21 protein-coding genes and 2 riboswitches are annotated in these 24477 nt (G+C 64.9%); of the genes, 5 read left to right on the top strand and 16 right to left on the bottom strand.

Features of this window, described 5'->3' with window-relative positions:
• Positions 1-2 precede the first annotated feature (2 nt).
• The 6 genes from KM031_RS09580 to KM031_RS09555 are packed head-to-tail and all read right to left on the bottom strand — an operon-like array spanning position 3 to position 6115.
• Complete coding sequence (locus tag KM031_RS09580) at positions 3-1010, bottom strand: DUF6925 family protein (protein WP_215505862.1); 1008 nt, start codon at positions 1008-1010, stop codon at positions 3-5.
• A complete protein-coding gene (locus KM031_RS09575) occupies positions 1003-1671 on the bottom strand; it encodes an adenosylcobinamide amidohydrolase (protein WP_246567132.1) in 669 nt (222 codons plus the stop codon). The genes KM031_RS09580 and KM031_RS09575 overlap by 8 nt, the downstream gene beginning before the upstream one ends.
• Positions 1668-2426 carry an ABC transporter ATP-binding protein gene (locus KM031_RS09570; RefSeq protein ID WP_215505863.1) on the bottom strand — a complete coding sequence of 253 codons (759 nt, stop codon included), beginning with the start codon at positions 2424-2426 and terminating at the stop codon, positions 1668-1670. The genes KM031_RS09575 and KM031_RS09570 overlap by 4 nt, the downstream gene beginning before the upstream one ends.
• Positions 2423-3406, bottom strand: a complete 984-nt coding sequence (locus tag KM031_RS09565) for a FecCD family ABC transporter permease (RefSeq protein WP_371878989.1) — start codon at positions 3404-3406, stop codon at positions 2423-2425. The genes KM031_RS09570 and KM031_RS09565 overlap by 4 nt, the downstream gene beginning before the upstream one ends.
• The gene (locus KM031_RS09560) at positions 3403-4251 is read right to left on the bottom strand and encodes an ABC transporter substrate-binding protein (RefSeq protein ID WP_215505864.1); all 849 of its coding nucleotides are present in this window, start codon (positions 4249-4251) and stop codon (positions 3403-3405) included. Before KM031_RS09560 ends, KM031_RS09565 begins: the two co-directional genes overlap by 4 nt.
• Positions 4238-6115, bottom strand: a complete 1878-nt coding sequence (locus KM031_RS09555; protein WP_215505865.1) for a TonB-dependent receptor plug domain-containing protein — start codon at positions 6113-6115, stop codon at positions 4238-4240. The genes KM031_RS09560 and KM031_RS09555 overlap by 14 nt, the downstream gene beginning before the upstream one ends.
• A gap of 131 nt (positions 6116-6246) precedes the next feature.
• Positions 6247-6460: riboswitch (cobalamin riboswitch) on the bottom strand.
• Positions 6461-6648: 188 nt separating this feature from the next.
• Between KM031_RS09555 and metH the strand changes: the two genes are divergently transcribed.
• The 5 genes from metH to nrdF all read left to right on the top strand — a co-directional run bounded on the left by metH (position 6649) and on the right by nrdF (position 14527).
• Entirely contained in the window at positions 6649-10410 is a 3762-nt protein-coding gene (gene metH / locus KM031_RS09550) for a methionine synthase (protein WP_215505866.1), read from the top strand.
• A gap of 50 nt (positions 10411-10460) precedes the next feature.
• Positions 10461-10657: riboswitch (cobalamin riboswitch) on the top strand.
• A gap of 108 nt (positions 10658-10765) precedes the next feature.
• Positions 10766-10987: a glutaredoxin-like protein NrdH gene (nrdH, locus tag KM031_RS09545; RefSeq protein ID WP_215505867.1), complete on the top strand. Its 222-nt coding sequence runs from the start codon at positions 10766-10768 to the stop codon at positions 10985-10987.
• 15 nt (positions 10988-11002) lie between these two features.
• Positions 11003-11419 carry a class Ib ribonucleoside-diphosphate reductase assembly flavoprotein NrdI gene (gene nrdI / locus KM031_RS09540; protein WP_215505868.1) on the top strand — a complete coding sequence of 139 codons (417 nt, stop codon included), beginning with the start codon at positions 11003-11005 and terminating at the stop codon, positions 11417-11419.
• On the top strand, positions 11401-13539 hold the full coding sequence (nrdE, locus tag KM031_RS09535; RefSeq protein ID WP_215505869.1) for a class 1b ribonucleoside-diphosphate reductase subunit alpha: 2139 nt from the start codon (positions 11401-11403) through the stop codon (positions 13537-13539). The genes nrdI and nrdE overlap by 19 nt, the downstream gene beginning before the upstream one ends.
• 13 nt (positions 13540-13552) lie before the next feature.
• Positions 13553-14527 (top strand): class 1b ribonucleoside-diphosphate reductase subunit beta, encoded by a 975-nt coding sequence (nrdF, locus tag KM031_RS09530; RefSeq protein ID WP_215505870.1) that lies wholly within the window; start codon positions 13553-13555, stop codon positions 14525-14527.
• A 63-nt stretch (positions 14528-14590) separates the two neighbouring features.
• On the opposite strand, the gene KM031_RS09525 is transcribed toward nrdF, so the two are convergent.
• The 10 genes from KM031_RS09525 to KM031_RS09480 form a co-directional block, all read right to left on the bottom strand.
• The gene (locus KM031_RS09525; RefSeq protein WP_215505871.1) at positions 14591-15490 is read right to left on the bottom strand and encodes a homocysteine S-methyltransferase family protein; all 900 of its coding nucleotides are present in this window, start codon (positions 15488-15490) and stop codon (positions 14591-14593) included.
• Positions 15487-16179, bottom strand: a complete 693-nt coding sequence (locus KM031_RS09520; RefSeq protein WP_215505872.1) for a GntR family transcriptional regulator — start codon at positions 16177-16179, stop codon at positions 15487-15489. The genes KM031_RS09525 and KM031_RS09520 overlap by 4 nt, the downstream gene beginning before the upstream one ends.
• Positions 16180-16187: 8 nt before the next feature.
• Entirely contained in the window at positions 16188-16964 is a 777-nt protein-coding gene (locus tag KM031_RS09515; RefSeq protein WP_215505873.1) for an ABC transporter ATP-binding protein, read from the bottom strand.
• On the bottom strand, positions 16961-17647 hold the full coding sequence (locus tag KM031_RS09510) for an ABC transporter permease (RefSeq protein WP_215505874.1): 687 nt from the start codon (positions 17645-17647) through the stop codon (positions 16961-16963). Before KM031_RS09510 ends, KM031_RS09515 begins: the two co-directional genes overlap by 4 nt.
• A 2-nt stretch (positions 17648-17649) precedes the next feature.
• Positions 17650-18366 (bottom strand): ABC transporter permease, encoded by a 717-nt coding sequence (locus tag KM031_RS09505; RefSeq protein WP_215505875.1) that lies wholly within the window; start codon positions 18364-18366, stop codon positions 17650-17652.
• Between the two features lie 7 nt (positions 18367-18373).
• Positions 18374-19231: a transporter substrate-binding domain-containing protein gene (locus tag KM031_RS09500; RefSeq protein WP_215505876.1), complete on the bottom strand. Its 858-nt coding sequence runs from the start codon at positions 19229-19231 to the stop codon at positions 18374-18376.
• A 36-nt stretch (positions 19232-19267) separates the two neighbouring features.
• The gene (locus KM031_RS09495) at positions 19268-20452 is read right to left on the bottom strand and encodes a M20 metallopeptidase family protein (protein ID WP_215505877.1); all 1185 of its coding nucleotides are present in this window, start codon (positions 20450-20452) and stop codon (positions 19268-19270) included.
• Between the two features lie 134 nt (positions 20453-20586).
• The gene (locus KM031_RS09490) at positions 20587-21207 is read right to left on the bottom strand and encodes an HAD family hydrolase (protein ID WP_215505878.1); all 621 of its coding nucleotides are present in this window, start codon (positions 21205-21207) and stop codon (positions 20587-20589) included.
• The gene (locus KM031_RS09485) at positions 21204-23696 is read right to left on the bottom strand and encodes an ATP-binding protein (protein ID WP_215505879.1); all 2493 of its coding nucleotides are present in this window, start codon (positions 23694-23696) and stop codon (positions 21204-21206) included. The genes KM031_RS09490 and KM031_RS09485 overlap by 4 nt, the downstream gene beginning before the upstream one ends.
• Positions 23693-24421 carry a response regulator gene (locus KM031_RS09480; RefSeq protein WP_215505880.1) on the bottom strand — a complete coding sequence of 243 codons (729 nt, stop codon included), beginning with the start codon at positions 24419-24421 and terminating at the stop codon, positions 23693-23695. Before KM031_RS09480 ends, KM031_RS09485 begins: the two co-directional genes overlap by 4 nt.
• Between the last annotated feature and the right edge of the window lie 56 nt (positions 24422-24477).

Raw genomic sequence — 24477 nt, 5'->3', positions numbered from 1 at the left:
GCTCAGTCCCCCGGCGCGTCGTCCTCCTCATCGCCCGCCGTGCCTGCGGCATCAAAGCGGGCGACCCATTGATCGAGCAAGGCAGAGCCGCCGTGCTGCCGCCGCCACTGCCGCAGCGCATTGCGCAAGGCCGCGCGGCCCAGACGGGTGGCGGGCTCCGGCATCCCATCCGGCATCTGGCCTGCGGCAAGCGCCGCCGCGACAGCGGATTTGACCCCAGTATACTCGATCGGACCCCAGGCGGCCAACAGCCCCTGAAACGCGGCAAAGGCAGCGGGATCAAACGGCTTGTCCTCGCCCATCGGGCCGATCACCGGATTTGCCGGATGAAAGCCGGCGCAGGGCACCCAGCCTTCGGGGATCGGCGCATTGGCTGAATGGGTGCGCTTGGCGCGCAGCAATTTGGGCAGCACATGGGTATGCGGCCCTTCGGGCGACACGCCGCCGGTATCCGGGCCGCCGATCTTCTGAAACACCTCAACCCGCCCGATCCGCGTCAGCGCCACCCGATGTGGGTGCGCCTTCAGGATCGCCGCCATCGCCGGATTGCCCGGCTCGAACAGAGACCGGCCCGCCTGTGCGCGCAGCACCGCCAACAGCTCTTCATCCGCCGTGCGGATACAGAAATCCACCTGATACTGGGCCAACCCCATGTCAAACAGGATCGCGTCCTGGTCTTGCGGGCGCAGTGCCGCGCTATCCGGGCCAAGATCCGTCAGCACCCGCCGCTGGCCCATCACCGCCCCTGGCGCGGGCAGGCACAGCGCCACCGCCTGCGACCAGCGGTGGCTGCGCGGGCTGAGCGCCTCATAGGCCACCGGGCGCACACCCTCCAGCCGGTCGATCCGCACCCCGCCCCTTTGGGTCACCTGTGCCAGCGGGGCAAGCGGCGTGGGCGGGGCCTCGCCCGCCACATGATGAAATTCGGCAATCGCGCCAAAAGACCCCATATTCCAGCCGGTTTCGGCCTGTGTCAGCCCCTGTTCCAGGCATATGTGCAGATCAGCCATCGCTCTCGTCTCCTGTCAATTTCGGGGGATCGCCGAGCCAGTCAGCCGCCCCGGCGCGCGTCGCGCGATAGACCGCAGCGCCCAGAGCCTCGCCAATTTCGGTGTGCAGACCCGCATAGTCATCGCGCCCCGGCGGGGCCGCAATGGCGAGGCAATCGGTGCCAGTGCCGGTGGCCCGTCCACCCGGCAGCCGCAGATCGGCATCCATGATCGCAGCGGTGCGGGCCTCGGCGGCGATGCTGATCGCCTCGATCAGTCCGGTCTGGCTCAGCCCCCGGTCCAGCTGCACCGCGATGTTGATGGTGCCCCAGACGGCATGGGGGCGCAGCACACGTTGCCCGACCCGTTCCGCGTTCGACAGGCCGACCGTCGCCACACAATCGGCCCGGCAGTCTCCCACCGTCTGCACCGCCTGATGATAGCGCGTAACATCGCGCGAGGTGAGAAAGGCAATCGCATCCCCGGCCCCCGTGCGGGCCAGTTCCGTCGCCAGCCAGTCGCGCACATCCAGCGTTTCCGGCAGGTCGGCATTGCGCACCTCACGCCACAGGATGCGCCGCGCCATGGCAAAGCCGGGGCGGTTGATCGCCCAGCTCAGCACCTGCATCTCCTGCCCCAGATCGCAGCTCAGCCAGGGGCGATTCAGCGTGACACGCATCATCGCAGCACCTCCAGCGGCTGGAACACCGGGCCATCCGCCGTCTGCTCGAACCAGGCCGAGATCGCGAAACTGTCGCGCAACAGCGCCGGGGTCAGCACCGCCTGCGCCGGGCCATCGGCCACGATCCGGCCCGCGTCAACCACGATCAGCCGGGTGCAATGCCGCACCGCCAGACTGAGATCGTGCAACGAGACGATGACGGCGCAGCCATCCTCCGCCAGCGCCGCAAAGGCCTGCATGGTCGCAATCTGATGGCCGGGGTCCAGCCCGGCAATCGGCTCGTCGACCATCAGCAGGGGCGCTTCTTGCGCCAGCGCACGGGCGATCAGAACCCGCGCCTGCTCGCCTCCCGAAAGCTGCGTTGCGCTGCGGTGGCGGAACGCTTGCAGATCCATCCGCGACAGCGCCCGATCCACGGCGGCAAGATCGGCCTCCGATGCCCGTTGACCGGGGGCAAGATGCGGCGTGCGGCCCAGCGCAACCAGCGTTTCCACCGAAACCGGCCAGGCAATTTCGCGCGATTGCGGCATCCAGGCGGCGGCACGCGCCCGCTGCCGGGGCGGCATCTGCGCCAGCGACGACTCGCCATGATGCGGCACCAGCCCAAGGCAGGCCCGCATCAAGGTGGTCTTGCCCGCCCCGTTCGGGCCGATCAGCCCGATCACCTCGCCCGCGGTCACACTCAGCGAAATGTCATGCAGGACCGGCCTGCCGCGCCGCGCTACCCCAAGGCCTTTGACAGAGAGCAGGGTCATGGTCCGGCCCTCCGGGTGCGATAGATCAGATGCAGGAACAGCGGCGCGCCCACCAGTGCCGTCACCACGCCCAGCTTAAGATCGCGCGCGGGCAACAGCAGCCGCACCGCGATATCGGCGGCGAGCAGCATCACCGCGCCGCCCAGCGCCGAGGCCCATAACAGCCGCCCCGGTCGCGCGCCCACATACCCGCGCAGAAGATGCGGCACCACAAGCCCGACAAACCCGATGGTCCCCGCCACGGCCGTCGAGGCCCCCACGACCGCCGCCGTGCCAAAGATCAGCACAAGGCGCAGCCGCGCCAGATCAATGCTCAGCGCCTGCGCGGCATCTTCGCCCAGCGTCAGCGCATCCAGCCCACGGCCAAGGCTGGCCAGCAAGGCCGCCCCGGCAAGGATCAGCGGCAGCGCAATCCAGACATGCGTCATCGAGCGGTCTGCCAGCGACCCCATCATCCAGAACACGATCTCATTCGCCGCAAAGGGGTTGGGCGACAGATTCAGCACCAGCGAGGTCAGCGCCCCGGCCAGTGCCGATATGGCAATGCCCGCGAGGATCAGCGTCAGCGACCCGCCGCGCGTCCCCGACAGCGCCAGAACCAGCAGCACGCCGATCAGTGCCCCACCCAGCGCCGCAACCGGCAGCGCCATGGCCACCGTGGTGGCAAGCCCGGTCTGGATCGCCAGCACCGCGCCCAGCGCCGCCGAGCCTGACACGCCGATCAGCCCCGGATCCGCCAGCGGGTTGCGCAGATAGCCCTGCATCGCCGCCCCGGCCAGCCCCAGCGCCGCGCCAATCATCACCGCCAGCAGCGCGCGCGGCAGGCGGATTTCGCGCATCACCAGCGTCAGCGGGCTGCTATCGCCGACGATCAGTGCATGAAGGCTGGCCACCGGACCGATACGCGCGGGGCCAACCACCAGCGCCACCCCGAACAGCAGGACAACAAGCGCCGTCAGGCCCAAGAACAGCCGCATCATTGGTCCACCTCGATCAAGGTGCGGCGCAGCTCGGCCATTTCGGCCACAGCGCGCAAGACATAGGGGGTGCCGCAGACCCAGTCGCGGTCGGTGACATGGCCCGAGGCGTGATCGTCCTGCATCGCCAGCAGGGCGGGGTGGCGCAGCACCTCTTCCGACCGCGACGCGCCCGGAAAGGGGCGCCCGGTGATCACCGCCTCCGGGGCCGCCATCACCAGCACCTCCAGCGGCAGGATGCCGCCGCTGTCATAGCCCGCCTCTGCCGCCACATTGGCCAACCCCGCCGTGGCGAGGATCTGCCCGGCCAGAGTGCGGTCGCCCGAGGTATAGCTGTTGGCGGCATAAAGGGCGGCGCGGGGGCGGTGCGCCACCGCCTCCTGAAAGGCAGCAAGATCCGCGTCATAGGCGGCAACGATCTCTGCCGCGCGGGCGCTCTGACCCAGCACCGCGCCCATGCGGATCATGCCATCGCGCACCTCTTGCAACGAATTGGACGGCTCGAATGTTTCCACCGGCACGCCCAGACGGCGCAGCATGTCGACCGTCGCGCGCGAGGTATAGGTGCCCGCCAACACCAGATCGGGCTGCATCAGATAGACCTCTTCGGCCAGCCCGTGATTGACCGGATAGGCCCGTGCCTGATCTGCCATCGCCGACCCGCGCGGATCGGCGGCGAGATAAGAGACCGAATGAAGCTGCCCCGGAGCCGCCATCAACATGGCAAGCTGATCGGTGCACAGGTTCATCGACACCACGCGCGCCGGGCCATCGGCCAGCGCACTGGCGGGGGCGCAGAGCAGCGCCCCCGCCAGCAGGATCCGTCGCAAAGCATCAGAATTTGGCATTGAGCCCCACATATACCGCCCGGCCCCGCGTCGCGTAGCCCCAGACATCGGTCACATCCGCATCAAACGCATTTTCTACCCGGCCCGTCAGCTGAAGCCGATCGGTCAGATCATAGCGCGCGGTCAGGTTGACCGTGGTGAATGCGGGCAATTCCACCGTCTGATAAGCGCCCCAGAACTGGGTGTCGAAATTGCCCGACACATGCCGCAGATCCGCCGATACGCTGCCCCTGCCGCCAAAGCTGTCCAGCGTTGCGCCCAGTGCCACCTCATGTCGGGGGCGGCGCACCTCGCGGCTGCCATCGGGGTTCTGCGCATCCAGATAGGTATATCCCAGACGCAGCGCCAGCGCGTCAGTGGCCTGCACCTGCCCCGCGACCTCCAGCCCCCGGCGGTCGCTGTTGCCGGTCTGGTTGACATAACTGAAGGTGCCCGGCCCGGTGCTGACCGCAGTGATTTCATCGGTGAGCGTTTCCTTGAACAGGGTCACATCCACCGTGCCGCGATGCCCGAACACCGGCAGTTCCACGCCCAGATCCAGACTGCGGTTGCGTTCCGGCCGCAGATTGGGGTTGCCGCTATAGCCGAAGGCATCGGCATAAAGCTCGAAATAGGTCGGGTTGACGATGCCGGTTCCGGCAGAGCCATGCAGACGGATATCACTTTCGGCAAAGGTGTAAGACAGGCCGAGCGTCCAGGTGCGCGCATCCTTGAACACGTCGTTATTGTCAAACCGCGCGCCCGCCTGCACATCCAGCCCCGAGTCCAGACTGCCCCGGTATTCCAGCGCAACCGAGGTCGCCTCGCGCCCGTATTGCGGGTTGGAACTGCTGGCGTCGCGCCGGTTTTCCAGCAGCAGGTTGACCAGATTGTCGGCGGTCGCAACCGCGCCGTCGAGCCCATAGCTCAGCCGGTATTTCAACGCATCGGTGCTGGTCCGGGTGAACGGCGCACCATTGGCGCTTTGTTTGTTCTGCGTCGTCTCGGCGGCCAGACGATGCGTCAGCCGACCGTTCATCATGCTGTATTCGGCAAAGACCCCGGCAGTCAGCTCGTCCCGGTCCGCGAACTGGGTCGGGTCATCAACAACATACGAAGGGGCATCGACCGCCGTGTAGGAAGTGCTGTCGTAATCATAGCTTTCCTGCGACCGCCGCGCGGTGAAGCCCAGCGTCAGATCTTCACCCAGCGCATAATCACCCGACAGGATGGCGGTGGTGCGGTCCAGACCATCCTTTTCGCCGCCGTCGCCGGATTGATCAAAGCCCCGGTCATCGGTCCGCGACAGCGACAGCGACACCCCGCCCTGCGCGGTGCGGTGCGACAGGAAGGCGCTGGCGGTGGTGCCTGCGCCCAGCTCGATGCTGCCGCTGGCGCTGCTGCCCGCGCCGCCTTTGCGGGTGATGATGTTGATGACCCCAGCCGAGGCATTGGAGCCGAAATACACCGATTGCGGGCCGCGCAGCACCTCGATCCGTTCGATATTCGCCGTCTCGATGCCGCTGAGGATATATTCGCCATCACCCCCCGCCGCCGCGATACCGTCGATCAGGATCAGGGTGTGATTGCCCTCACCGCCACGGATGCGCACCTGGGTAAAGCTGTTGCCCGATCCATTGACCGCCACGCCCGGTACGGCGCGCAGCGCGTCCTGCACCGTGGTGATGCCCCGCGCGGCAATATCCTCTGCCGTGACGATGCTGGCCGCGCGGCCATAGCGTGCCGCCTCGATCGGCGACAGGCCCCCATTCAGATAGATCGGCGGAAACTCGACCACCTGCTGTGCCTGTGCCGGAAGGGCACTGAAGGTGAGGCTGGCAACCGAAGCCAGAAAAACTGGGGCCGGAAAAACGGAACGCGACATGGCTATCCCTCATCTGCGGCCGCAAGGGACCGCGCTGTCAAACATGATGTCAGATGAGGGCAAAAGCCCCCCGCAGACGGTGAGATCACCACGCGCGGAAGGTCCGCAGCCCGAAACGCCCCACGCGTTCGGACAGGGTGAGCACCTTGGCAGGTCTCCTGACTCGCGGGTCAACGCTTGGCCGGACCTTCCCATCACACTTTGTGCGACAGTGGCATTTCCCGGCTTCGCTCTCCGCCTACAGTTGCGGGGGCAGTTGTGGATTTGGCACCTGATGGCTACGCCGAACCACATTCCCTATTAACCGGATGGCGCACCACCCGGACCAAAGCCCCTGATGCTTACGGCCCGCTGCCGCGTTTGTGAATACCCAAATTTTCAGCGGATATCTGACACCCCTGCGCCGCTCTGGGCGCAACATCATGCGCGGAATTCATGTTCTCCATGAGAAACATGAATTTGGATACCGTTCCGCTTTGCGATAGAAGGCGCTTTTGCACCTTGGTGCCCCCCTGCCGCCGACCGGAGCCTGCATGTCATCCCCTGCCCGCCTTTCCCCCGTCTTTGACCGTCTGGCATCGCTGGCACGCGACCGCATCCTGATCCTTGACGGCGCAATGGGCACGCAGATCCAGAGCCTTGGTTTTGGCGAGGCCGAGTTTACCGCCCATGGCGCGGGCTGCGCCTGCCATCCGCCGATGTTCGGCGAAAAGCCGCATCCGCAACAGGGCAACAATGATCTGCTGATCCTGACCCAGCCGCAGGCCATCGAGGATATCCACTACCGCTATGCCAAGGCCGGGGCGGATATTGTGGAAACCAATACGTTTTCATCCACCTCGATTGCGCAGGCCGATTACGGGCTGGAACATCTGGTGTACGAGCTGAACTTTCACGGCGCGCGTCTGGTGCGGCAGGCGCTGAACCGCGCCACCGCCGAGGATGGGCGCGAACGTTTTGTGGCAGGTGCCCTGGGGCCGACAAACCGCACCGCCTCGATGTCGCCGGATGTGAACAACCCCGGCTACCGCGCCGTCACCTTTGACCAGTTGCGCGCCGCCTATGCCGAACAGCTGCGCGGGCTGATCGACGGTGGCGCGGATCTGATCCTGATCGAGACGATCTTTGACACACTGAACGCCAAGGCCGCAATCTTTGCCTGTGAAGAAGTTTTTGCTGCCAATGGGTTACGCCTGCCGGTGATGATCTCCGGCACCATCACCGACCGTTCGGGGCGCACCCTGTCGGGGCAGACGCCGACGGCGTTCTGGCATTCGGTGCGGCACGCCGCTCCGGCCACCATCGGGCTGAACTGCGCGCTGGGGGCCGCCGAGATGCGCGCGCATCTGGCAGAGCTGTCGGGCGCGGCAGAGACGCTGATCTGCGCCTATCCCAATGCGGGCCTGCCCAATGAATTCGGCCAGTATGACGAAAGCCCGGAGTTCATGGCCGCCCAGATTGCGGAGTTTGCCCGCGACGGGCTGGTGAATATCGTGGGGGGCTGCTGCGGCTCGACCCCCGACCATATTCGCGCGATTGCCGAGGCCGTGGCCAAATATCCGCCCCGCGCCGTGCCGACGCATACGCCGCTGATGCGCCTGTCCGGGCTGGAGCCGTTCACCCTGACCAAGGATATTCCCTTTGTGAACGTGGGCGAGAGGACCAATGTCACCGGCTCGGCCAAGTTCCGCAAGCTGATCACCAACCGCGATTATGCGGCGGCGCTGGAGGTAGCGCGCGAGCAGGTCGAGGCGGGCGCGCAGATCATCGACGTGAACATGGACGAGGGCCTGATCGACAGCAAACAGGCGATGATCGAGTTTCTGAACCTGATCGCCGCCGAACCCGATATTGCCCGCGTGCCGGTGATGATCGACAGTTCCAAATGGGAGGTGATCGAGGCCGGGCTGCAATGTGTGCAGGGCAAGCCCATCGTCAATTCGATCAGCATGAAAGAGGGCGAAGCCGCCTTCCTGCATCAGGCCCGGCTGTGCCGCGCCTATGGGGCCGCCGTGGTGGTGATGGCGTTTGACGAGGCGGGGCAGGCCGATACCGAAGACCGCAAGGTCGAGATCTGCAGCCGCGCCTACCGTCTTCTGACCGAGCAGGTGGGCTTCCCGCCCGAGGACATCATCTTTGACCCCAATGTGTTCGCCATTGCGACCGGGATCGAGGAACACAACAACTACGGCCTCGATTTCATCAATGCCACCCGGCGGATCATCGAGACTTTGCCGCATGTGCATGTCTCGGGCGGGGTTTCCAACCTGTCGTTCAGTTTCCGGGGCAATGAACCCGTGCGCGAGGCGATGCACGCCGTGTTCCTCTATCACGCCATTCAGGCGGGCATGGATATGGGCATCGTCAATGCCGGGCAGCTTGCCGTCTATGACAGTATCGACCCCGATCTGCGCGAGGCCTGCGAGGATGTGGTGCAGAACCGCACGCCCGAAGCAACCGAACGCATGCTGGAGATTGCCGAGCGGTTCAAAAGCACCGGTGCCCGCGAAGCGCGCGAACGCGATCTGGCCTGGCGCGACTGGTCGGTGGAAAAGCGGCTGGAACATGCGCTGGTCAATGGCATCACCGAATTCATCGACGCCGATACCGAAGAGGCGCGCCAGCAGGCCGAACGCCCGCTGCATGTGATCGAAGGCCCGCTGATGGCGGGCATGAATGTGGTGGGCGACCTGTTCGGCGCGGGCAAGATGTTCCTGCCGCAGGTCGTCAAATCCGCGCGCGTGATGAAACAGGCGGTTGCCCTGCTGCTGCCCTATATGGAAGAGGAAAAGCGCCTGTCCGGCGGCACCGGCCGCGAAAGCGCGGGCAAGGTTCTGATGGCCACGGTCAAGGGCGATGTGCATGACATCGGCAAGAACATTGTCGGGGTCGTTCTGGCCTGCAACAATTACGAGATCATTGATCTGGGCGTGATGGTGCCTGCGGCAAAGATCCTTGAGGTGGCGCGCAGTGAACAGGTGGACATCATCGGTCTGTCGGGGCTTATCACGCCCTCGCTGGACGAAATGGTGCATGTCGCCGCCGAGATGGAGCGCGAAGGCTTTGACATTCCGCTGCTGATCGGGGGTGCCACCACCTCGCGCGTCCATACGGCGGTGAAGATCCACCCGAAATATGATCGGGGGCAGACCGTCTATGTGACCGATGCCAGCCGTGCCGTGGGGGTTGTGTCGGCGCTGCTGTCGCCCGATCAGAAGACAGGATACGTGGAAACCACCCGCGCGGAATACGAGAAGGTGGCCGAAAACCACGCCCGCGCCGAACTGGCCAAAAAGCGGTTGCCGCTGGCCGATGCGCGGGCAAATGCGCTGAAGATCGACTGGCAGGGCTACGCGGTGCCCCGGCCCGGCTTTCTGGGCACCAAGGTGTTCGAGGACTGGGATCTGGCCGAGCTGGCGCGCTATATCGACTGGACGCCGTTCTTCCAGACATGGGAGCTGAAAGGCGTCTATCCGCGGATTCTGGACGATGAAAAGCAGGGGGCAGCAGCCCGCGCGCTGTTTGCCGATGCGCAGGCCATGCTGGCGCAGATCATCGCCGAGAAATGGTTCCGCCCCCGCGCCGTCGTCGGCTTCTGGCCTGCCAATGCGGTGGGGGATGACATCCGGCTGTTCCGCGATGACAGCCGCAGCGCCGATCTGGCCACCCTGCACACGCTGCGCCAACAGGTCAGCAAACGCGATGATCGCCCCAATGTGGCACTGGCCGATTTCGTGGCCCCGGTCGGCACCGCCGATTACGTCGGCGGCTTTGTGGTGACGGCAGGCATCGAAGAAGTTGCCATCGCAGAGCGGTTCGAACGGGCAAATGACGATTTCAACGCCATCCTCGTCAAGGCGCTGGCCGACCGTTTCGCCGAGGCCTTTGCGGAACGCATGCACGAGATGGTCCGGCGCGAGCTGTGGGGCTATGCGCCCGACGAGAGCTTTGCCCCGGAAGCCCTGATCGGCGAGCCCTATCGTGGCATCCGCCCGGCCCCCGGCTATCCGGCCCAGCCGGATCACACCGAAAAGACCACGCTGTTCCGCCTGCTGGATGCCGAGGCGGCAACCGGCGTGCGGCTGACCGAAAGCATGGCGATGTGGCCCGGCTCGTCCGTGTCCGGCCTCTATATCGGCCATCCCGAGGCCTATTATTTTGGCGTGGCCAAGGTGGAACTCGATCAGGTGCTGGATTACGCCGCCCGCAAAGACATGCCGGTCGAGGTGGTGGAACGCTGGCTGGGGCCGATTCTGAACTATGTGCCCCGCCCCATTCTGGCCGCCGCCGAATAGAATCGGCCCAAGCACACTATCTATATATTGACACCATCCACCCCTTAGCCGCTATATGCAGATGTTCAGGTGCCCCTGACTCGCCATGGCGACAAGGGGGTGAAAAGGGAAGCCGGTGATAGTCCGGCGCTGCCCCCGCAACTGTAAGCGGTGTGCCTGCCCCATATGCCACTGATCTGCGGATCGGGAAGGCGGGGCAAGGCCCTACGCCGCAAGCCAGGAGACCTGCCTGAACGCAGAAACGATCTCGGGCGGTGGGCCCGGTGGCGTGGAACGGGTGCGGCACAGATCCTCTGTGGCTTGGCCCGTTGCAGCCCCCTGTCCGCCGTTCGCAAACAGGCAAAGGAACAGGGCAATGACCATCACCGTCTATTCCAAACCGGCATGCGTGCAATGCGTGGCAACCTATCGCGCCTTGGACAAGCTGGGCGTCGATTACACCGTGATCGACCTTTCCGAAGACGCCGAGGCGCTGGCCCGGATCACCGCGCTTGGTTATCGGCAGGTGCCGGTGGTCGAGGCGCGCGGCGATCATTGGGCGGGCTTCCGCCCCGACAAGATCAACGCCCTCTGCTGATCGGCGGGCCGGATCATGGCGCGGCTTGTCTATTTTTCATCCGGCTCTGGCAATACCGCGCGGCTGGTCGCCCGGCTGGGGCTGGACGCGCTGCGCATCCCCATCGACGCGACGGCCCCCCTGCCGCAGCCACAGACCCCCTATGTGCTGATCTGCCCGACCTATTCCGATGGCACAGGCCGGGGGGCGGTGCCCCGACAGGTGATCCGCTTTCTGAACGATCCCGATCTGTGCGGCGGGCTGCGCGGGGTGATCGGCGCGGGCAACCGCAACTTCGGCCGCTTCTACGCCCATGCCGCCACTGTCATCGCGCAGAAATGCGCGGTGCCCTGCCTGTATCGTTTTGAACTGGCCGGAACCGACACCGACATCGCCCACATCCGCGCGGGCCTGCACAATTTCTGGAGAGACCAATGCTTGACCGTGCCATGATGCCGCCCGCGACGCTGGATTATCACGCCCTGAATGCCACGCTGAACCTTTATGACGCGGAGGGCCGCATCCAGTTTGACGCCGACAAGATGGCGGCCCGGCAGTATTTCCTGCAACACGTCAATCAGAATACCGTCTTTTTTCATAGCCTTGACGAAAAGCTCGGCTACCTCGTGCGCGAAGGTTATTACGAAGCGCCGGTGCTGGAGGCCTATTCCACCGCCTTTCTGCGCCAGATCTTCGATGCGGCCTATGCACGGAAGTTCCGCTTTCCCAGCTTTCTGGGCGCGCTGAAATACTACACGTCCTACACGCTCAAGACCCGCGACGGGCAGCGCTATCTGGAGCGGTTCGAGGATCGGGTGGTGATGGTCGCGCTGACGCTGGCGCAGGGGGACGAGGGCCTGGCCCTGCGCTTCATGGAAGAAATGATCGCGGGCCGCTTTCAACCGGCAACGCCCACCTTCCTGAATGCCGGAAAGGCCCAACGGGGCGAGTTGATCTCGTGTTTCCTGCTGCGCATCGAAGACAATATGGAAAGCATCGGGCGGTCCATCAATTCGGCCCTACAACTGTCCAAGCGGGGCGGCGGCGTGGCGCTGATGCTGACCAACCTGCGCGAGGCGGGCGCGCCGATCAAAGGGATCGAAAACCAGTCCTCGGGTGTGATCCCGGTGATGAAGCTGCTGGAAGACAGCTTTTCCTATGCCAACCAGCTTGGCGCGCGGCAGGGGGCGGGCGCGGTCTATCTGAACGCGCATCACCCGGACATTCTGAAGTTTCTGGATACCAAACGCGAAAATGCCGATGAAAAGATCCGCATCAAGACGCTGAGCCTTGGCGTGGTGATCCCCGACATCACCTTTGAATTGGCCAAGGCGAACGAGGATATGTATCTGTTTTCGCCGCATGATGTGCAGCGCGTCTATGGCTGCGCCTTTTCGGAACTGTCGGTCACCGAAAAATACCGCGAGATGGTGGACAATCCGCGCATCAGGAAACGCAAGATCAAGGCGCGCGAGTTCTTTCAGATTCTGGCCGAAATCCAGTTTGAATCCGGCTACCCCTATATCGTGTTCGAAGACACGGTGAACCGCGCCAACCCGATTGCCGGGCGGATCAGCATGTCGAACCTGTGTTCGGAAATTCTGCAGGTGAACGAGGCCAGCACCTATCAGGACGATCTGTCTTACGATCATCTGGGCACCGATATTTCCTGCAATCTGGGCAGCCTGAACATCGCCGCCACCATGGACGGGCCGGATTTCGGCGCCACGGTTGAAACCGCGATCCGGGCGCTGACGGCGGTGTCGGATATGTCGGCCATCACCTCGGTGCCATCGGTGCGGCGCGGCAATGACGAAGGCCATGCCATCGGTCTGGGCCAGATGAACCTGCATGGCTATCTGGCGCGCGAACGCATCCACTATGGCAGCCCCGAAGGAATCGACTTCACCAATATCTATTTCTGCACGGTGCTGTTTCACGCCCTGCGCGCCTCGAACCTGATTGCGCGCGAACGCGGGCAAAGCTTCCGGGGCTTTGCAGACTCGGCCTATGCGTCAGGCGCGTTCTTTGACAAATACACCGAGGCCGACTGGCAACCGGCGACGGCGCGCGGGCAATCGCTGTTCGATACGGCGGGCATCCATGTGCCCAGCCGCGCCGACTGGGCCGCGCTCAGGGCCGATGTGATGCAATACGGGCTTTACAACCGCAACCTTCAGGCGGTGCCGCCGACCGGCTCGATCAGCTATATCAACAACTCCACGTCCTCGATCCACCCCATCGCCTCGAAGATCGAGATCCGCAAGGAAGGCAAGCTGGGCCGCGTCTATTACCCCGCGCCCTTCATGACCAATGACAACCTGGAGTTCTATCAGGACGCCTACGAGATCGGCCCCGACAAGATCATCGACACCTATGCCGCCGCCACCCAGCATGTCGATCAAGGTCTGTCGCTGACGCTGTTCTTCCGTGACAGCGCCACGACGCGTGACATCAACCGCGCCCAGATCGCGGCGTGGAAGAAGGGCATCAAGACCATCTATTACATCCGCCTGCGCCAGATGGCCCTTGAAGGGACCGAAGTGCAGGGCTGCGTGTCGTGCAGCCTGTGAAAGGACAGATCCGATGAATATGCAATCGCCGCTGCGCGCCCTGCCCCGTGCCGTCAACTGGAACCGTCTGCAAGACGACAAGGATCTGGAGATCTGGAACCGCCTGACCTCGAACTTCTGGCTGCCGGAAAAGGTGCCGCTGTCGAATGATGTGCAAAGCTGGGCCACCCTGCGCCCCGCCGAACAGCAGCTGACGATCCGGGTGTTCACCGGGCTGACCCTGCTGGACACCATCCAGAACACGCTGGGGGCCCCCGCCCTGATGCAGGATGCCGTGACCCCGCATGAAGAGGCGGTGCTGTCCAACATCGCCTTCATGGAGGCGGTTCATGCGCGGTCCTATTCCTCGATCTTTTCAACCCTGTGTTCGACGACCGAGGTGGACGAGGCCTTCCGCTGGTCCGAGGACAATCCGCATCTGGCGGCGAAATCGCGGCTGATCCTTGAGGAATACGCTGCCGGAGCCAACCCGCTGCATCGCAAGATCGCCTCGGTGTTTCTGGAAAGCTTTCTGTTCTATTCCGGGTTTTACCTGCCGATGTATTGGTCCAGTCGCGCCAAGCTGACCAATACCGCCGATCTGATCCGGCTGATCATCCGCGACGAGGCGGTGCATGGCTATTACATCGGCTACAAGTTCCAGCGGGCGCAGGAACGGGCAAGCGAGGCAGAGCGCGCTGCGGCCAAGGATTTCGCCTTTTCCCTGATGTTCGACCTCTATGCCATCGAAGAACGTTATACCGCCGAATTGTATGACGAGGCCGGGCTGACCGAGGATGTGAAGACCTTTCTGCACTACAACGCCAACAAGGCGCTGATGAATCTGGGCTTCGAGGCGCTGTTCCCGGACTCGGTCACGCAGGTCAATCCCGCCATTCTGGCGGCCCTGTCGCCCGACAGCGAAAATCACGATTTCTTCTCGGGCTCGGGGTCATCTTATGTCATCGGCAAGGCGGTGGCGACGACCGATGAAGATTGGGATTTCTGATCCCTGCCCGGATCGGCCCCGGCGCAACGGATGTATGCGCCGGGGCCGGAGAGCGGCGGGCTGTCAGGCGTGCGCCTTCGGCAGATGATCCGCCAGATGGTGAATATGATCGGTGCCGATGCCACAGCAGCCGCCGATGATCGTGGCCCCCTGCGCGGTCCAGCGATCAGCCCAGAGGCAATAGGAATGCGGGTCGAGGTCGTCGCGGATGGTGGAGACCACCTCGTTTGCCGCGCCGTCCTCGTCCTGTGAATCGCCAAAGGCATTGGCATAGACGCCCAGCCGCAGGCCGGGCACCGCCACGCGGGCAGCGGCCAGCGCCGGGGCCATCACTTCGGGCATGGCGCAATTGAACAGCATCGCCTCGGCCCCGAGGCTCTGCGCCAGACGTGCCGCCTCGGCCACCGGCTCGCCCGAGCGCAGTTGCGGCACGGTGCCTTCGGTGGGCAGGTCTTCATCCCGCAGGGTGAACGACAGCCACAGCGGCTTGCCGGTGCCGCTGACCGCCGCTGCAGCCGCGCGGGCCTCGGCAAGGCTGCTTTGCGTTTCGGCCAGCCAGACGTCGACATGCGGCGCAAGCCCGCGCACCAGAACCGACAGATAGTCCTGCGCGATGTCATCGCGGAACAGATCGGGGCGATAGGATCCGAACACCGGCGGCAAAGACCCTGCCACCGTCACCCCCGTTGCGGCATCGGCAGCCTCGCGCGCCAACCGTCCGGCAAGGGCGGCGAGCTGCTCTCCCTCGGCGCGGAACCGGTCCTCGCCGATGTGAAACGGCACCAACGCATAGGAATTGGTGGTGATGACCTGCGCCCCGGCGCGGATATAGCCATCATGGACCTGCCGCACCATCTCGGGTGCTTCCATCAGGGCAAGGGCAGACCATTCCGGCTGCCGGAACGGCGCGCCGATACGTTCAAGCTCGCGGCCCATGCCGCCGTCAAGGATGGTGAGGGTCATGTCTGCTCCGTCTGGTTGGCGGATGCGGCCGGGGTGGCCAGTGACTGGAACCCCGCCACATCCAGGTCAATCGATTCCGCAATATGGTCGCGCACAGCGGCTTCGGCAGCTTCGGGTGTGCCGTGCAGCATCGCGTCAAACAGCCGTAGATGATCGGCAACCAGCGGCTGCCGCTGCGGCCAGTGATGTTCCGACCAGCGATACAGCCATTCCATCTTGTCAGACAGCAGGCTGTGACGGCGGATCAGGTGTTGATGGCCGGTCTGCGCGACGAAACTGGCATGAAAGCCCAGATCCGCAGCGACCCGTTCATCTGTATCGCTGCCATTGGCTGTGCCAAGCCGGTCAAACGCCGCCGCCACCAAGGCCGTGCCAAGGCTGTCGCGCCGCTCGGCCAAAATCCGCGCGGCCAGCCCCTCAAACGCGCCACGCAGGGTATAGATTTCCCAGATGGCCTGCGCATCCAGCACCGCCACCCGCCAGCTGGAATAGGGCGTGCGCGTCACCAGCTCCTGCGCCTCCAGCGCGAACAGCGCCGAGCGCACGGTGCCGCGCCCCAGCCCGATGCGTTCGGTCAGCGCCTGTTCCGTCAGAATCTCGCCGGGCCGGAAATCGCCGCGGATCACGGCGTCGCGCAACCAGTCCGTCGCCTGATCCTGAAGGCTTTTGCGGGCGATGGGCTGGCGCATGGTCTGTCCTATCGGTTGCGGTCGAAATGGCCGCTGATGAAGGCGCGGCAGCGATCCGATCCGGGGTTGCCAAAGACCTGTGCAGGCGTGCCATCCTCTTCGACAAGCCCCTGATGCAGGAACACGACCCGCGACGACACTTCGCGCGCAAAGCCCATTTCATGCGTGACAATCAGCATGGTCCGGCCTTCTTCGGCAAGGCTGCGGATCACCTTCAGCACTTCGCCCACCAATTCGGGATCAAGGGCCGAGGTCGGTTCGTCGAACAGGATCGCGCGGGGATGCTGCGCAAGGGCGCGGGCAATGGCGACGCGTTGCTGCTGCCCGCCCGACAGATGCGCGGGCCAGGCGTCACGCTTGTCTGTCAGCCCGACCTTTTCCAGCAGCACCATCGCCTCGTCCACCGCTTCGGCGCGGCTGCGGTTCTGCACGAACAGCGGCGCCTCCACCACGTTCTGAAGCACGGTGCGATGCGGCCAGAGGTTGAAGTTCTGGAACACGAAGCCCAGATGGCCGCGCATCCGGCGGGCCACCGCCTCTTCGGCACGGCTGAGCCGCCCACCCTTGGGCGATACGCTGTCCGCACCGACAGACACGGTTCCGGCATCCGGCACTTCCAGCATCGGAATGCAGCGCAGCAGCGTGCTTTTGCCCGAACCGGAGGCCCCGATCAGTGAAATCACGTCGCCGTCCTGCGCCGTGAGGTCGATGCCGCGCAGAACTTCGTTCGCACCAAAGCGCTTGCGCAGCCCGGTGATCGACAGGGCGGTGGGGGGCAGGCTCATGGTGACTCTCCGAATTGCCAAGGCGAGAGGCGGCGTTCGGCCCAGGCCGTGAGCCGCGTCACCAGAAGTGACAGCGCCAGATAGATGGCCGCTGCGCAGAGGAAGATCTCGACCGCCCGCCAGGTTTCCGACACGGCGGCGCGGGCGATGCCGGTAACCTCCATCAAGGTGATGGTCGAGACCAGCGCCGTGGCCTTCAGGATCGAGATCACCTCGTTTGAATAGGCAGGCAGCGCCTGTCGGAAGGCGATGGGCAGCGTGATGCGGTGCAGGATCGCCAGCCGTGTCATGCCCGATACCCGGCCCGCCTCCACCGCGCCCTTCGGCACGGCCCGCAGGCCACCGCGCAGGATCTCGGACGTATAGGCCGCGTCATTGAGGATCAGCGCCAGCAAGCCGCACCAATAGGGTTCGCGCAGAAACGGCCACAGCACCGATTGCCGGATGAAGCCGAACCCGGCCAGACCATAATAGATCATGAAGATCTGGATCAGCAGCGGCGTGCCGCGAAAGACAAACACATAGGCCGACGCAACCGCATTGCCCGTCCGCGTCACCCGCAGCAGATTGAGCACCAGCGCCAGGCAGCCGCCGCCCAGCAGCGCCAGAACCCCGAGGTTGAGCGTCAGCGGCACACCCTTGAGCAGCTGGACGAAAATCGTCGACAGAAAGCCGGTATCCATCGTCAGATCCCCCCGCCGGCATGGCCGCGCAGGCTGCGCTTTTCTGCCAGACGGAACACCTGATCCGACAGGGTGGTGATGATCAGATAGATCACCGCACCCGCCGCATAGAACAGAAAATGTTCCTGCGTGGTGCCCGCCGCAACCGAGACCTGACGCATCGTTTCCACCAGCCCCGTCACCGAAACCAGTGCGGATTCCTTGATGACCGATTGCCATTGATTGCCCATGCCGGGAATGGCCGTCACCATGGCCTGCGGCGCGATCACCCGGCGGAACAGGGTGATCCGGGTCATGCCCACCACGCGGCCCGCCTCGATCGTGCCTTTGGGCACGGCCTGATAGGCCCCGCGCAGCACTTCGGACTGATTGGCCGACGAGATCAGACCGATGGCCAGCATCCCGGCCAGAAAACCGCTGATGTCAAACGGTCCCGGCAAGCCCAGCGCCGTACCGATGGCGGTCACCACCTGACGGCCACCAAAGTAGAACAGATAGATGACCAGAATATCCGGCACGCCGCGAAAGATCACGGTATAGGCCTCGGCCAGTTTGCGCAGCGGCCAGTTTCCGGCAATCCGCGCCCAGGCAATCCCGGTGCCCAGAACCAGACCACACAGAAACGCCGCGACAGACACGGCCAGCGTCAGAAGGCCGGCGCGCAGCAGCGCCAGCCCCCATCCGTCCGGCCCGAAGCCCAGAAGTGCCAGATCGCCCACCCTGACCTCAGAGCTTCGGCGTGACGACCATGCCGAACCACTGGTTCGACAGTTTTTCAAGCGTGCCGTCATCCGACATCGACTTCAGCGCCGCACTCAGCTTGTCGGCAAGCTCTGCATTGCCTTTCTGCACCACGATGGCCGAGCCACGCCCCATCACGCCGCCCTTGAACGACGGGCCGGTTGCCATTGCCGTCTCGACATTCTTTTCCAGGAAGGCCGAGATATTGGTAACCGACGCCATGCCTGCGTCCAGACGGCCATTCATCAGATCCTGATAGACTTCGGGGCCGGTCTGATAGGTGCGGATCGTCACACCCTTGTCCGCCAGATACTGATTAAGGAAATCGGCCTGAATCGTCGCCACATGCACGCCCACGGTCTTGCCCGCCAGCACTTCGGCAATCGCCGCAACGGCCCTTTCGGTGGCGGCGGTATCGTCCAGATCGACAAAGGTGCCGGTGCCCGGCAGCTCCAGCCCGGTTTCCTTCATCACCGCGAAGGTCGAACCGCCGGTGGTATAGGGCAGCGAGAAATCGACCACCTCAAGGCGCTTTTCGGTGATGGTGACGGAATCGATGACCGCATCGTATTTGCCATCCACCAGACCCTGGATCATGCCATCCCAGGCCTGCGCGATGACCTCATAGTCAAAATCGGCGCGCTTTGCGACTTCGGCCAGCAGATCCAGCTCGAACCCGTAAAGCTCCCCATTGGGGCGCGTCATGTTGAAGGGCGGAAAGGTGCCCTCGGTGGCAAAGACCAGCTTCTTGCGCTCTTGCGCCAACAGGGCCGAAGGGGCTGCGGCAAGGCTGGCGGCAGCGGCAAGGGCCGAACGCAGAAAGGTGCTGCGGGTAAGGTTCATACGAGGGTCTTCCTTGTTGTATCGGTCGGAAAAGGGTCAGGCCAGCAGATCAACGGCCATGCGCGTCAACGCGATGGCGCTTTGCGCGATGCAGGCCTCATCGGGCTGATAGTCAGAATTGTGCACCCGATCATCCCGGCCCGGCTGTCCCGAACCGATGAAGATCTGCAGCGAGGGCATCCGTTCCGAGAAATGCGAAAAATCCTCGGCACCGAAGCTGGATCCCTGTTCGACCTGCGGCACCGCGTCGAACTGATGGCCGAGCGAGGCAATCGCGCGGTCGACCAGCGTGTCATCATTCAGCACCGCCGGTGCGCCGCGGATATACTCGACCTCGGCGCGCACGTTCAGCGCCATGGCTACGCCCTCGCAGATGCGCCGGAACGATGCTTCGGCCAGATCGCGGGACTGCGGCGACCGGCAGCGCACCGTGCCCTCGAACATGCAGCTGTCGGGGATGATGTTCTGCGTGGCACCGCCGTGAATATGACCCACGGTCAGCACCGCCGACAGCGCCGGGTCCATCTCGCGCGAGATCACGGTCTGCAACTGCGTGATGATATGCGCCGCCGCGACAATCGGATCAATGGCGGCATGCGGGCGGGCGGCATGGCCTGATTTGCCATGCACCACCACCTTGAATTCATCGCTGGAGGCCGTGCTGGCACCGCGATTGAGCAAGACCAGCCCGGCGGCAAGCTCCGGTCGGTTATGAAAGCCAATCGCCAGATCCGCGCCCTCTGCCGCGCCATCGGCAACCATGGCGGCGGCTCCGCTTTCCTGCGTTTCTTCGGCGGGCTGAAACACCAGCCGTACCGTACCGTTCAGGCCCGGGGCCAGCGCGACGAGGGCCTTCGCCGCCCCCAGCAACGAGGCGGTGTGCAGATCATGCCCGCAGGCGTGCATCTGGCCCGGAATGGTCGAGGCAAAGGGCAGGCCCGTCTGCTCTTCGATCGGCAGCGCATCCATATCCGCGCGCAGGATCAGGCAGGGGCCGGGACCAGACCCGGCGATCTCGGCCACCACGCCGGTGCGGCCCACGCCGGTCTGAACCGTCAGCCCCAGATCGCGCAGCTCTGCCGCGACACGCGCCGCCGTGCGCACGGTATCGAAGCCCGTCTCGGGGTGGGCATGGATATCGCGGCGGATCTCGATCAGCCGGGGCGCGTCTTCGGTGATCAGTCTGGTGATTTCGGGGCCGGGATCGTTCGCGGATGCCACCTTGAGAAACTCCCGTTGTGTCTTTGCTACAGATGCAAAGCCATGCAAAACTGATCCGGCCTTGTCAAGGATCGACAATCGGTCATAGCCTCGACCGGCCCAACCGAAACCTTCAAACGGTGCAAAAGGCCGGATCAGACCCTGACAGCGGCAGAGACCTGTTCTGTCAGCGCGGCAATGGTGGCCAGCGCGGCGGGTTCGCGCACATCATGGGCGGCCATTCCGGCGCGGTGGGCGGCCTCCATGCCCTGCGCACTGTCCTCCAGCACAAGGCAGTCGGCGGGGACGACCCCCAGCCGCTCTGCCGCCAGCAGAAACATGGCCGGATCCGGCTTCGGGGCCGCAACGTCGGTCAGCGTGACCACGGTATCGAACAGATCCAGCAGCCCACAGGCGTGCAGCGTGGCCCGCACCACCGGCGCTTCGCCGTTCGAGGCGACCGCCGAAGGCCGTGCCCCCCAGGCCAGCGCCAGCGCCGCCACCGGCGGGTTGGGGCGGCTGGTATGCGCCAGATCACAGGCATGGGCGATGCTGTCACGCACCAGCCGCGCAACATCCAGATCATGCCCGGTCTCTGCCATCCAGGCCTCGATCAACGCGGTGCGCGCCATCCCGCCCCGCGCATGATAAAACGCACGCGCCAGCCGGGCATCCTGTGCGGCGAAAGCGGCGGTGAAGGCAGCAAAATGCAGATCGGCGGTCAGCGCCAAGGTGCCATCGCAATCGAAGATCAAGGCTTTGGGGATCAGCGTCATAGGAAGGTCGGTCCTTGCAGGCAGGCCGCCAATGCGGCGGGATCAAGGGGTTTCGGCAGGCAAAAGGCCCGGCCGGGAAAGCGGGTGATCAGCGGATGTGCCGCGGGCAGACGGCCTGACAGCACGATGGCGCGGCTGCGCGGATCGCGCCGCAAGGCCGCCTCGGCGATGCGCCAGCCCGCCGGGTCAAGGCCAAGGTGCAGATCGGTCAGAACCAGATCAAAGGCTGGGGCGGCGGCGATCAGCGCCTCGGCCTCGGCAGCGCTGCACACCGCATGCAGATCGGCCCCGCCAAGCACGTGGCGGGCGTGGTCTGCATCGGCGGGATCATCCTCGACCAGCAGCACCCGGCCCAGCGCGGGCAACAACGGGCCATCGGCCCGGCAGAGCGGCAGCATCAACTGCACGGTCGTGCCCTGCCCCGGGGTCGAGGTGATCTGCACATCCCCCCCCGATTGCCGGATGAAACCATAGACCATCGCCAGCCCCAGCCCGGTTCCCGTTCCATCTGCGCGGGCGGTGTAGAAAGGCTCCATCGCATGCGCCAGCACCTCGGGCGACATGCCGCAGCCGGTGTCGGTAACGGCAATCAACGCGCGATCCTCCGACGCAAGATCAAGGCTGATGCGGATGGTGCCCGCGCCTTCGATGGCCTGCGCCGCGTTCAGGCACAGGTTCAACAGCGCGCTTTCCATCTGGCCCGGGTCGATCCGCACCAGCAGCGGCGTGGAACAGGGGGTGATGCGCAGCGTGATCCGATCTTCCAGCGCCAGCGCGATCAGATCCTCGACCCCTTCAACCAGCCCGTTCAGATCCATCACCTCCGGCTCCAGATGCAGGCGGCGGGCAAAGGCCAGCAGGCGTTGCGTCAGGGCCCCGCCCAGATCCAGCGCCGCCCCCAGCGATTGCCGCAAGGCGACGATGCGGTCGGGCGGCGCGGTTTCCATCAGATGCAGGCAGGTGGAGATGGTGGAGAGGATATTGCCGAAATCATGCGCCACCTCGCCCGCGATCTTGCCCAGCGCCTCGGTGCGCTGCGCCTGCCGCAGACGGTCTTCCAACGCGCGCCGTTCAGACGCATCCGACAGCAGCATGACAGATCCGCCAGTGGCCAGACGGCTTTCGCGCAGTTCCACCACCCGGCCATCCGGGTGCAGCAATTCGGCAAAGCCGTGCGGCCCCGCCACCCGCGCCCAGCCCACCCCCGCCAGCAGATCCGCCATCGCAGGCCGTCCCTTCAGGCCTTCGGGATCAAGCCGCAGCACGGTGGCAAGCCTGCTGTTGCGCGCAATCAGATTGCCGCTGTCGGACAGGATCGCCAAGCCATCGGACATGCCATCATACAGGTTCTGGAACAGCGCATTGCGCTGCGCCAGTTGCCGGTTGGATCGGTCCAGCCGCAGGATATTGGCGCGGAAGGCGCGAAAGGCGTGGAACAGCTTGCCGATTTCATCGCCGGCATGTTCGCCACGCGGCAGGCGGGTCGAACGGTCGCCCACCGCCAGCCGCATCATCGCATCCGAGATGCTGCGCAGGTTGCCGGTGACATAGCCCGAGACGAACAAGGCCGTGGCAAGCGCCACCGCCGCGCTGATCAGCCCGACAAAGACAATCACCCCCTTGGCAAAGGCGATAGCCGAGACGGTGCGCGCGCGTTCGGCGGCAATTTCGGACTGCGCACGCGCGGTCACCTCAGCGGCATGCAGGCTGACCGCCTCGGCCCCGCGGCGGATGCGGGCCAGCGCGCCCTCGGCCGCGATCTGGCGCGACAGTTCCAGTCGGCGCAGCTCGAACAGGCCATTCCGCCCTTCGGCGAGCGTGCGCAGCAAGGCAAGATCGCCGCGCCCGGCCGCATTGCTCCGCGCTTCCATGCCGCGCACAAGGCCATGGAACTCGCGCTGAAACTCGCCCACGGTGACAAGGTTGTCGGTTCGCCCCGCGCCCTGCAAGGCCCGGGCGATGCGTTGCAGGGTCAGCCAGTCGCGCCCTTCGGGCAATGTGGCGCGCAGGGTTCCGGCAAGGTTGGAAAACCGCCGCTCCAACGCCGTGATCCGGGCATTGCGGCGCAGGATCTGATCGGTCAGCGCCACACGGGCCAGCGCCGCCGTGACCAGATCGCGGATGCTGTCATCCATGCCGCGCAGCGTATCGGCAATCACTGTATCCTGCGGCCCCAGACTATCCTGTGGCCCCAGACTGGCCATGATCCCGGCAACCAGCGCGCGGGCGGCATCCGCCTCTTGCCCAAGGCGGAACGGGCTTTCGATGGTCAGCAGATAGGGGCCGCGCGTCGCCAGATCCGTGGCCTGCCGCGACAGGCCAAGCGCCTGATCCACCGCTGCCAGCGTGTCGTCATGCAGCCGGTCCAGCCGCCCGGTGGCCTGCCGCAATGTCATCCAGCTGGTCGCCCCGACGATCAGCGTTGCCGTGGCCAGCGCAATCAAGGCCAGCAGCAATCGGGCGCGAACGGTGGGGCGGCTGCCGCTCATGGCGTCGTGACAAAGATATAACCCTGCCCCCGCCGGGTTTGCAGATGCACGGGTTTCGAGGGCACCGGCTCGATCTTGCGGCGCAGGCGCAGGATCAGCACGTCAATGGTGCGATCCATATAAAGCGACAGGTCATTGCCCAGTTCGCGCAGCAGATCGGTGCGCGGAATGATGCAGTCGCGGTGGCGCAGAAAATAGTCCAGCAGCCGGTATTCGGCATTGGTCAGCGGAATTTCGGTGCCATCTGCGCCCAGAAGTTCGCGCCGGGTCTGATCCAGCCGCATCTGGCCAAAGCTGCGGATCTGGCTGTGGCTGCGGTCTGGCAATGCCAGATCAGGATGGCCACTGCGGCGCAGCACGGCGCGCAGCCGCGCCACCAGCTCGCGCGGGTTGAAGGGTTTCAGGATGTAGTCATCCGCACCGGTTTCCAGCCCGATGATCTTGTCCGTCTCGTCGCCCCGCCCGGTCAGCATCACGATGGGCAGGCCCATGCGTTCGCGGATACGGATGGCCAGGGTCAGCCCGCTTTCCCCCGCCAACCGCAAATCGATCACGGCAAGATCGACGGGGGCGACGGCGACGGCAGCAAAAAATCCCGCACTGTCCGCAACCGGCACCGGGCGAAACCCGTTCTCGGTCAGAAGTGCGGCAAGCGTCGCACGCAGATCCGGGTCGTCATCCACAATGGCGACAACCGGACCCTGCACTGGCCCTGCAATGGACATGCGTTCCCCCTCTCGTCGGCCCCTCCCGGCCAACAGCGCCATGATGCCGTGCAGCG

The sequence above is a fragment of the Gemmobacter fulvus genome (genome assembly GCF_018798885.1).
Classification (GTDB): Bacteria; Pseudomonadota; Alphaproteobacteria; order Rhodobacterales; family Rhodobacteraceae; genus Gemmobacter; species Gemmobacter fulvus.
This window is presented reverse-complemented; position numbering and strand designations above follow the sequence as displayed.

Bases quoted from the DNA above. Each gene is read 5' to 3' on its own strand.
- nrdF (WP_215505870.1), top strand. From the start codon at position 13,553: ATGAATATGCAATCGCCGCTGCGCGCCCTGCCCCGTGCCGTCAACTGG.
- KM031_RS09480 (WP_215505880.1), bottom strand. From the start codon at position 24,421: ATGTCCATTGCAGGGCCAGTGCAGGGTCCGGTTGTCGCCATTGTGGAT.
- KM031_RS09490 (WP_215505878.1), bottom strand. From the start codon at position 21,207: ATGACGCTGATCCCCAAAGCCTTGATCTTCGATTGCGATGGCACCTTG.
- KM031_RS09485 (WP_215505879.1), bottom strand. From the start codon at position 23,696: ATGAGCGGCAGCCGCCCCACCGTTCGCGCCCGATTGCTGCTGGCCTTG.
- metH (WP_215505866.1), top strand. From the start codon at position 6,649: ATGTCATCCCCTGCCCGCCTTTCCCCCGTCTTTGACCGTCTGGCATCG.
- KM031_RS09565 (WP_371878989.1), bottom strand. From the start codon at position 3,406: ATGATGCGGCTGTTCTTGGGCCTGACGGCGCTTGTTGTCCTGCTGTTC.
- KM031_RS09570 (WP_215505863.1), bottom strand. From the start codon at position 2,426: ATGACCCTGCTCTCTGTCAAAGGCCTTGGGGTAGCGCGGCGCGGCAGG.
- KM031_RS09555 (WP_215505865.1), bottom strand. From the start codon at position 6,115: ATGTCGCGTTCCGTTTTTCCGGCCCCAGTTTTTCTGGCTTCGGTTGCC.
- nrdH (WP_215505867.1), top strand. From the start codon at position 10,766: ATGACCATCACCGTCTATTCCAAACCGGCATGCGTGCAATGCGTGGCA.
- KM031_RS09580 (WP_215505862.1), bottom strand. From the start codon at position 1,010: ATGGCTGATCTGCACATATGCCTGGAACAGGGGCTGACACAGGCCGAA.
- KM031_RS09510 (WP_215505874.1), bottom strand. From the start codon at position 17,647: ATGGATACCGGCTTTCTGTCGACGATTTTCGTCCAGCTGCTCAAGGGT.
- KM031_RS09575 (WP_246567132.1), bottom strand. From the start codon at position 1,671: ATGATGCGTGTCACGCTGAATCGCCCCTGGCTGAGCTGCGATCTGGGG.
- KM031_RS09560 (WP_215505864.1), bottom strand. From the start codon at position 4,251: ATGCCAAATTCTGATGCTTTGCGACGGATCCTGCTGGCGGGGGCGCTG.
- nrdE (WP_215505869.1), top strand. From the start codon at position 11,401: ATGCTTGACCGTGCCATGATGCCGCCCGCGACGCTGGATTATCACGCC.
- KM031_RS09500 (WP_215505876.1), bottom strand. From the start codon at position 19,231: ATGAACCTTACCCGCAGCACCTTTCTGCGTTCGGCCCTTGCCGCTGCC.
- KM031_RS09515 (WP_215505873.1), bottom strand. From the start codon at position 16,964: ATGAGCCTGCCCCCCACCGCCCTGTCGATCACCGGGCTGCGCAAGCGC.
- KM031_RS09525 (WP_215505871.1), bottom strand. From the start codon at position 15,490: ATGACCCTCACCATCCTTGACGGCGGCATGGGCCGCGAGCTTGAACGT.
- KM031_RS09520 (WP_215505872.1), bottom strand. From the start codon at position 16,179: ATGCGCCAGCCCATCGCCCGCAAAAGCCTTCAGGATCAGGCGACGGAC.
- nrdI (WP_215505868.1), top strand. From the start codon at position 11,003: ATGGCGCGGCTTGTCTATTTTTCATCCGGCTCTGGCAATACCGCGCGG.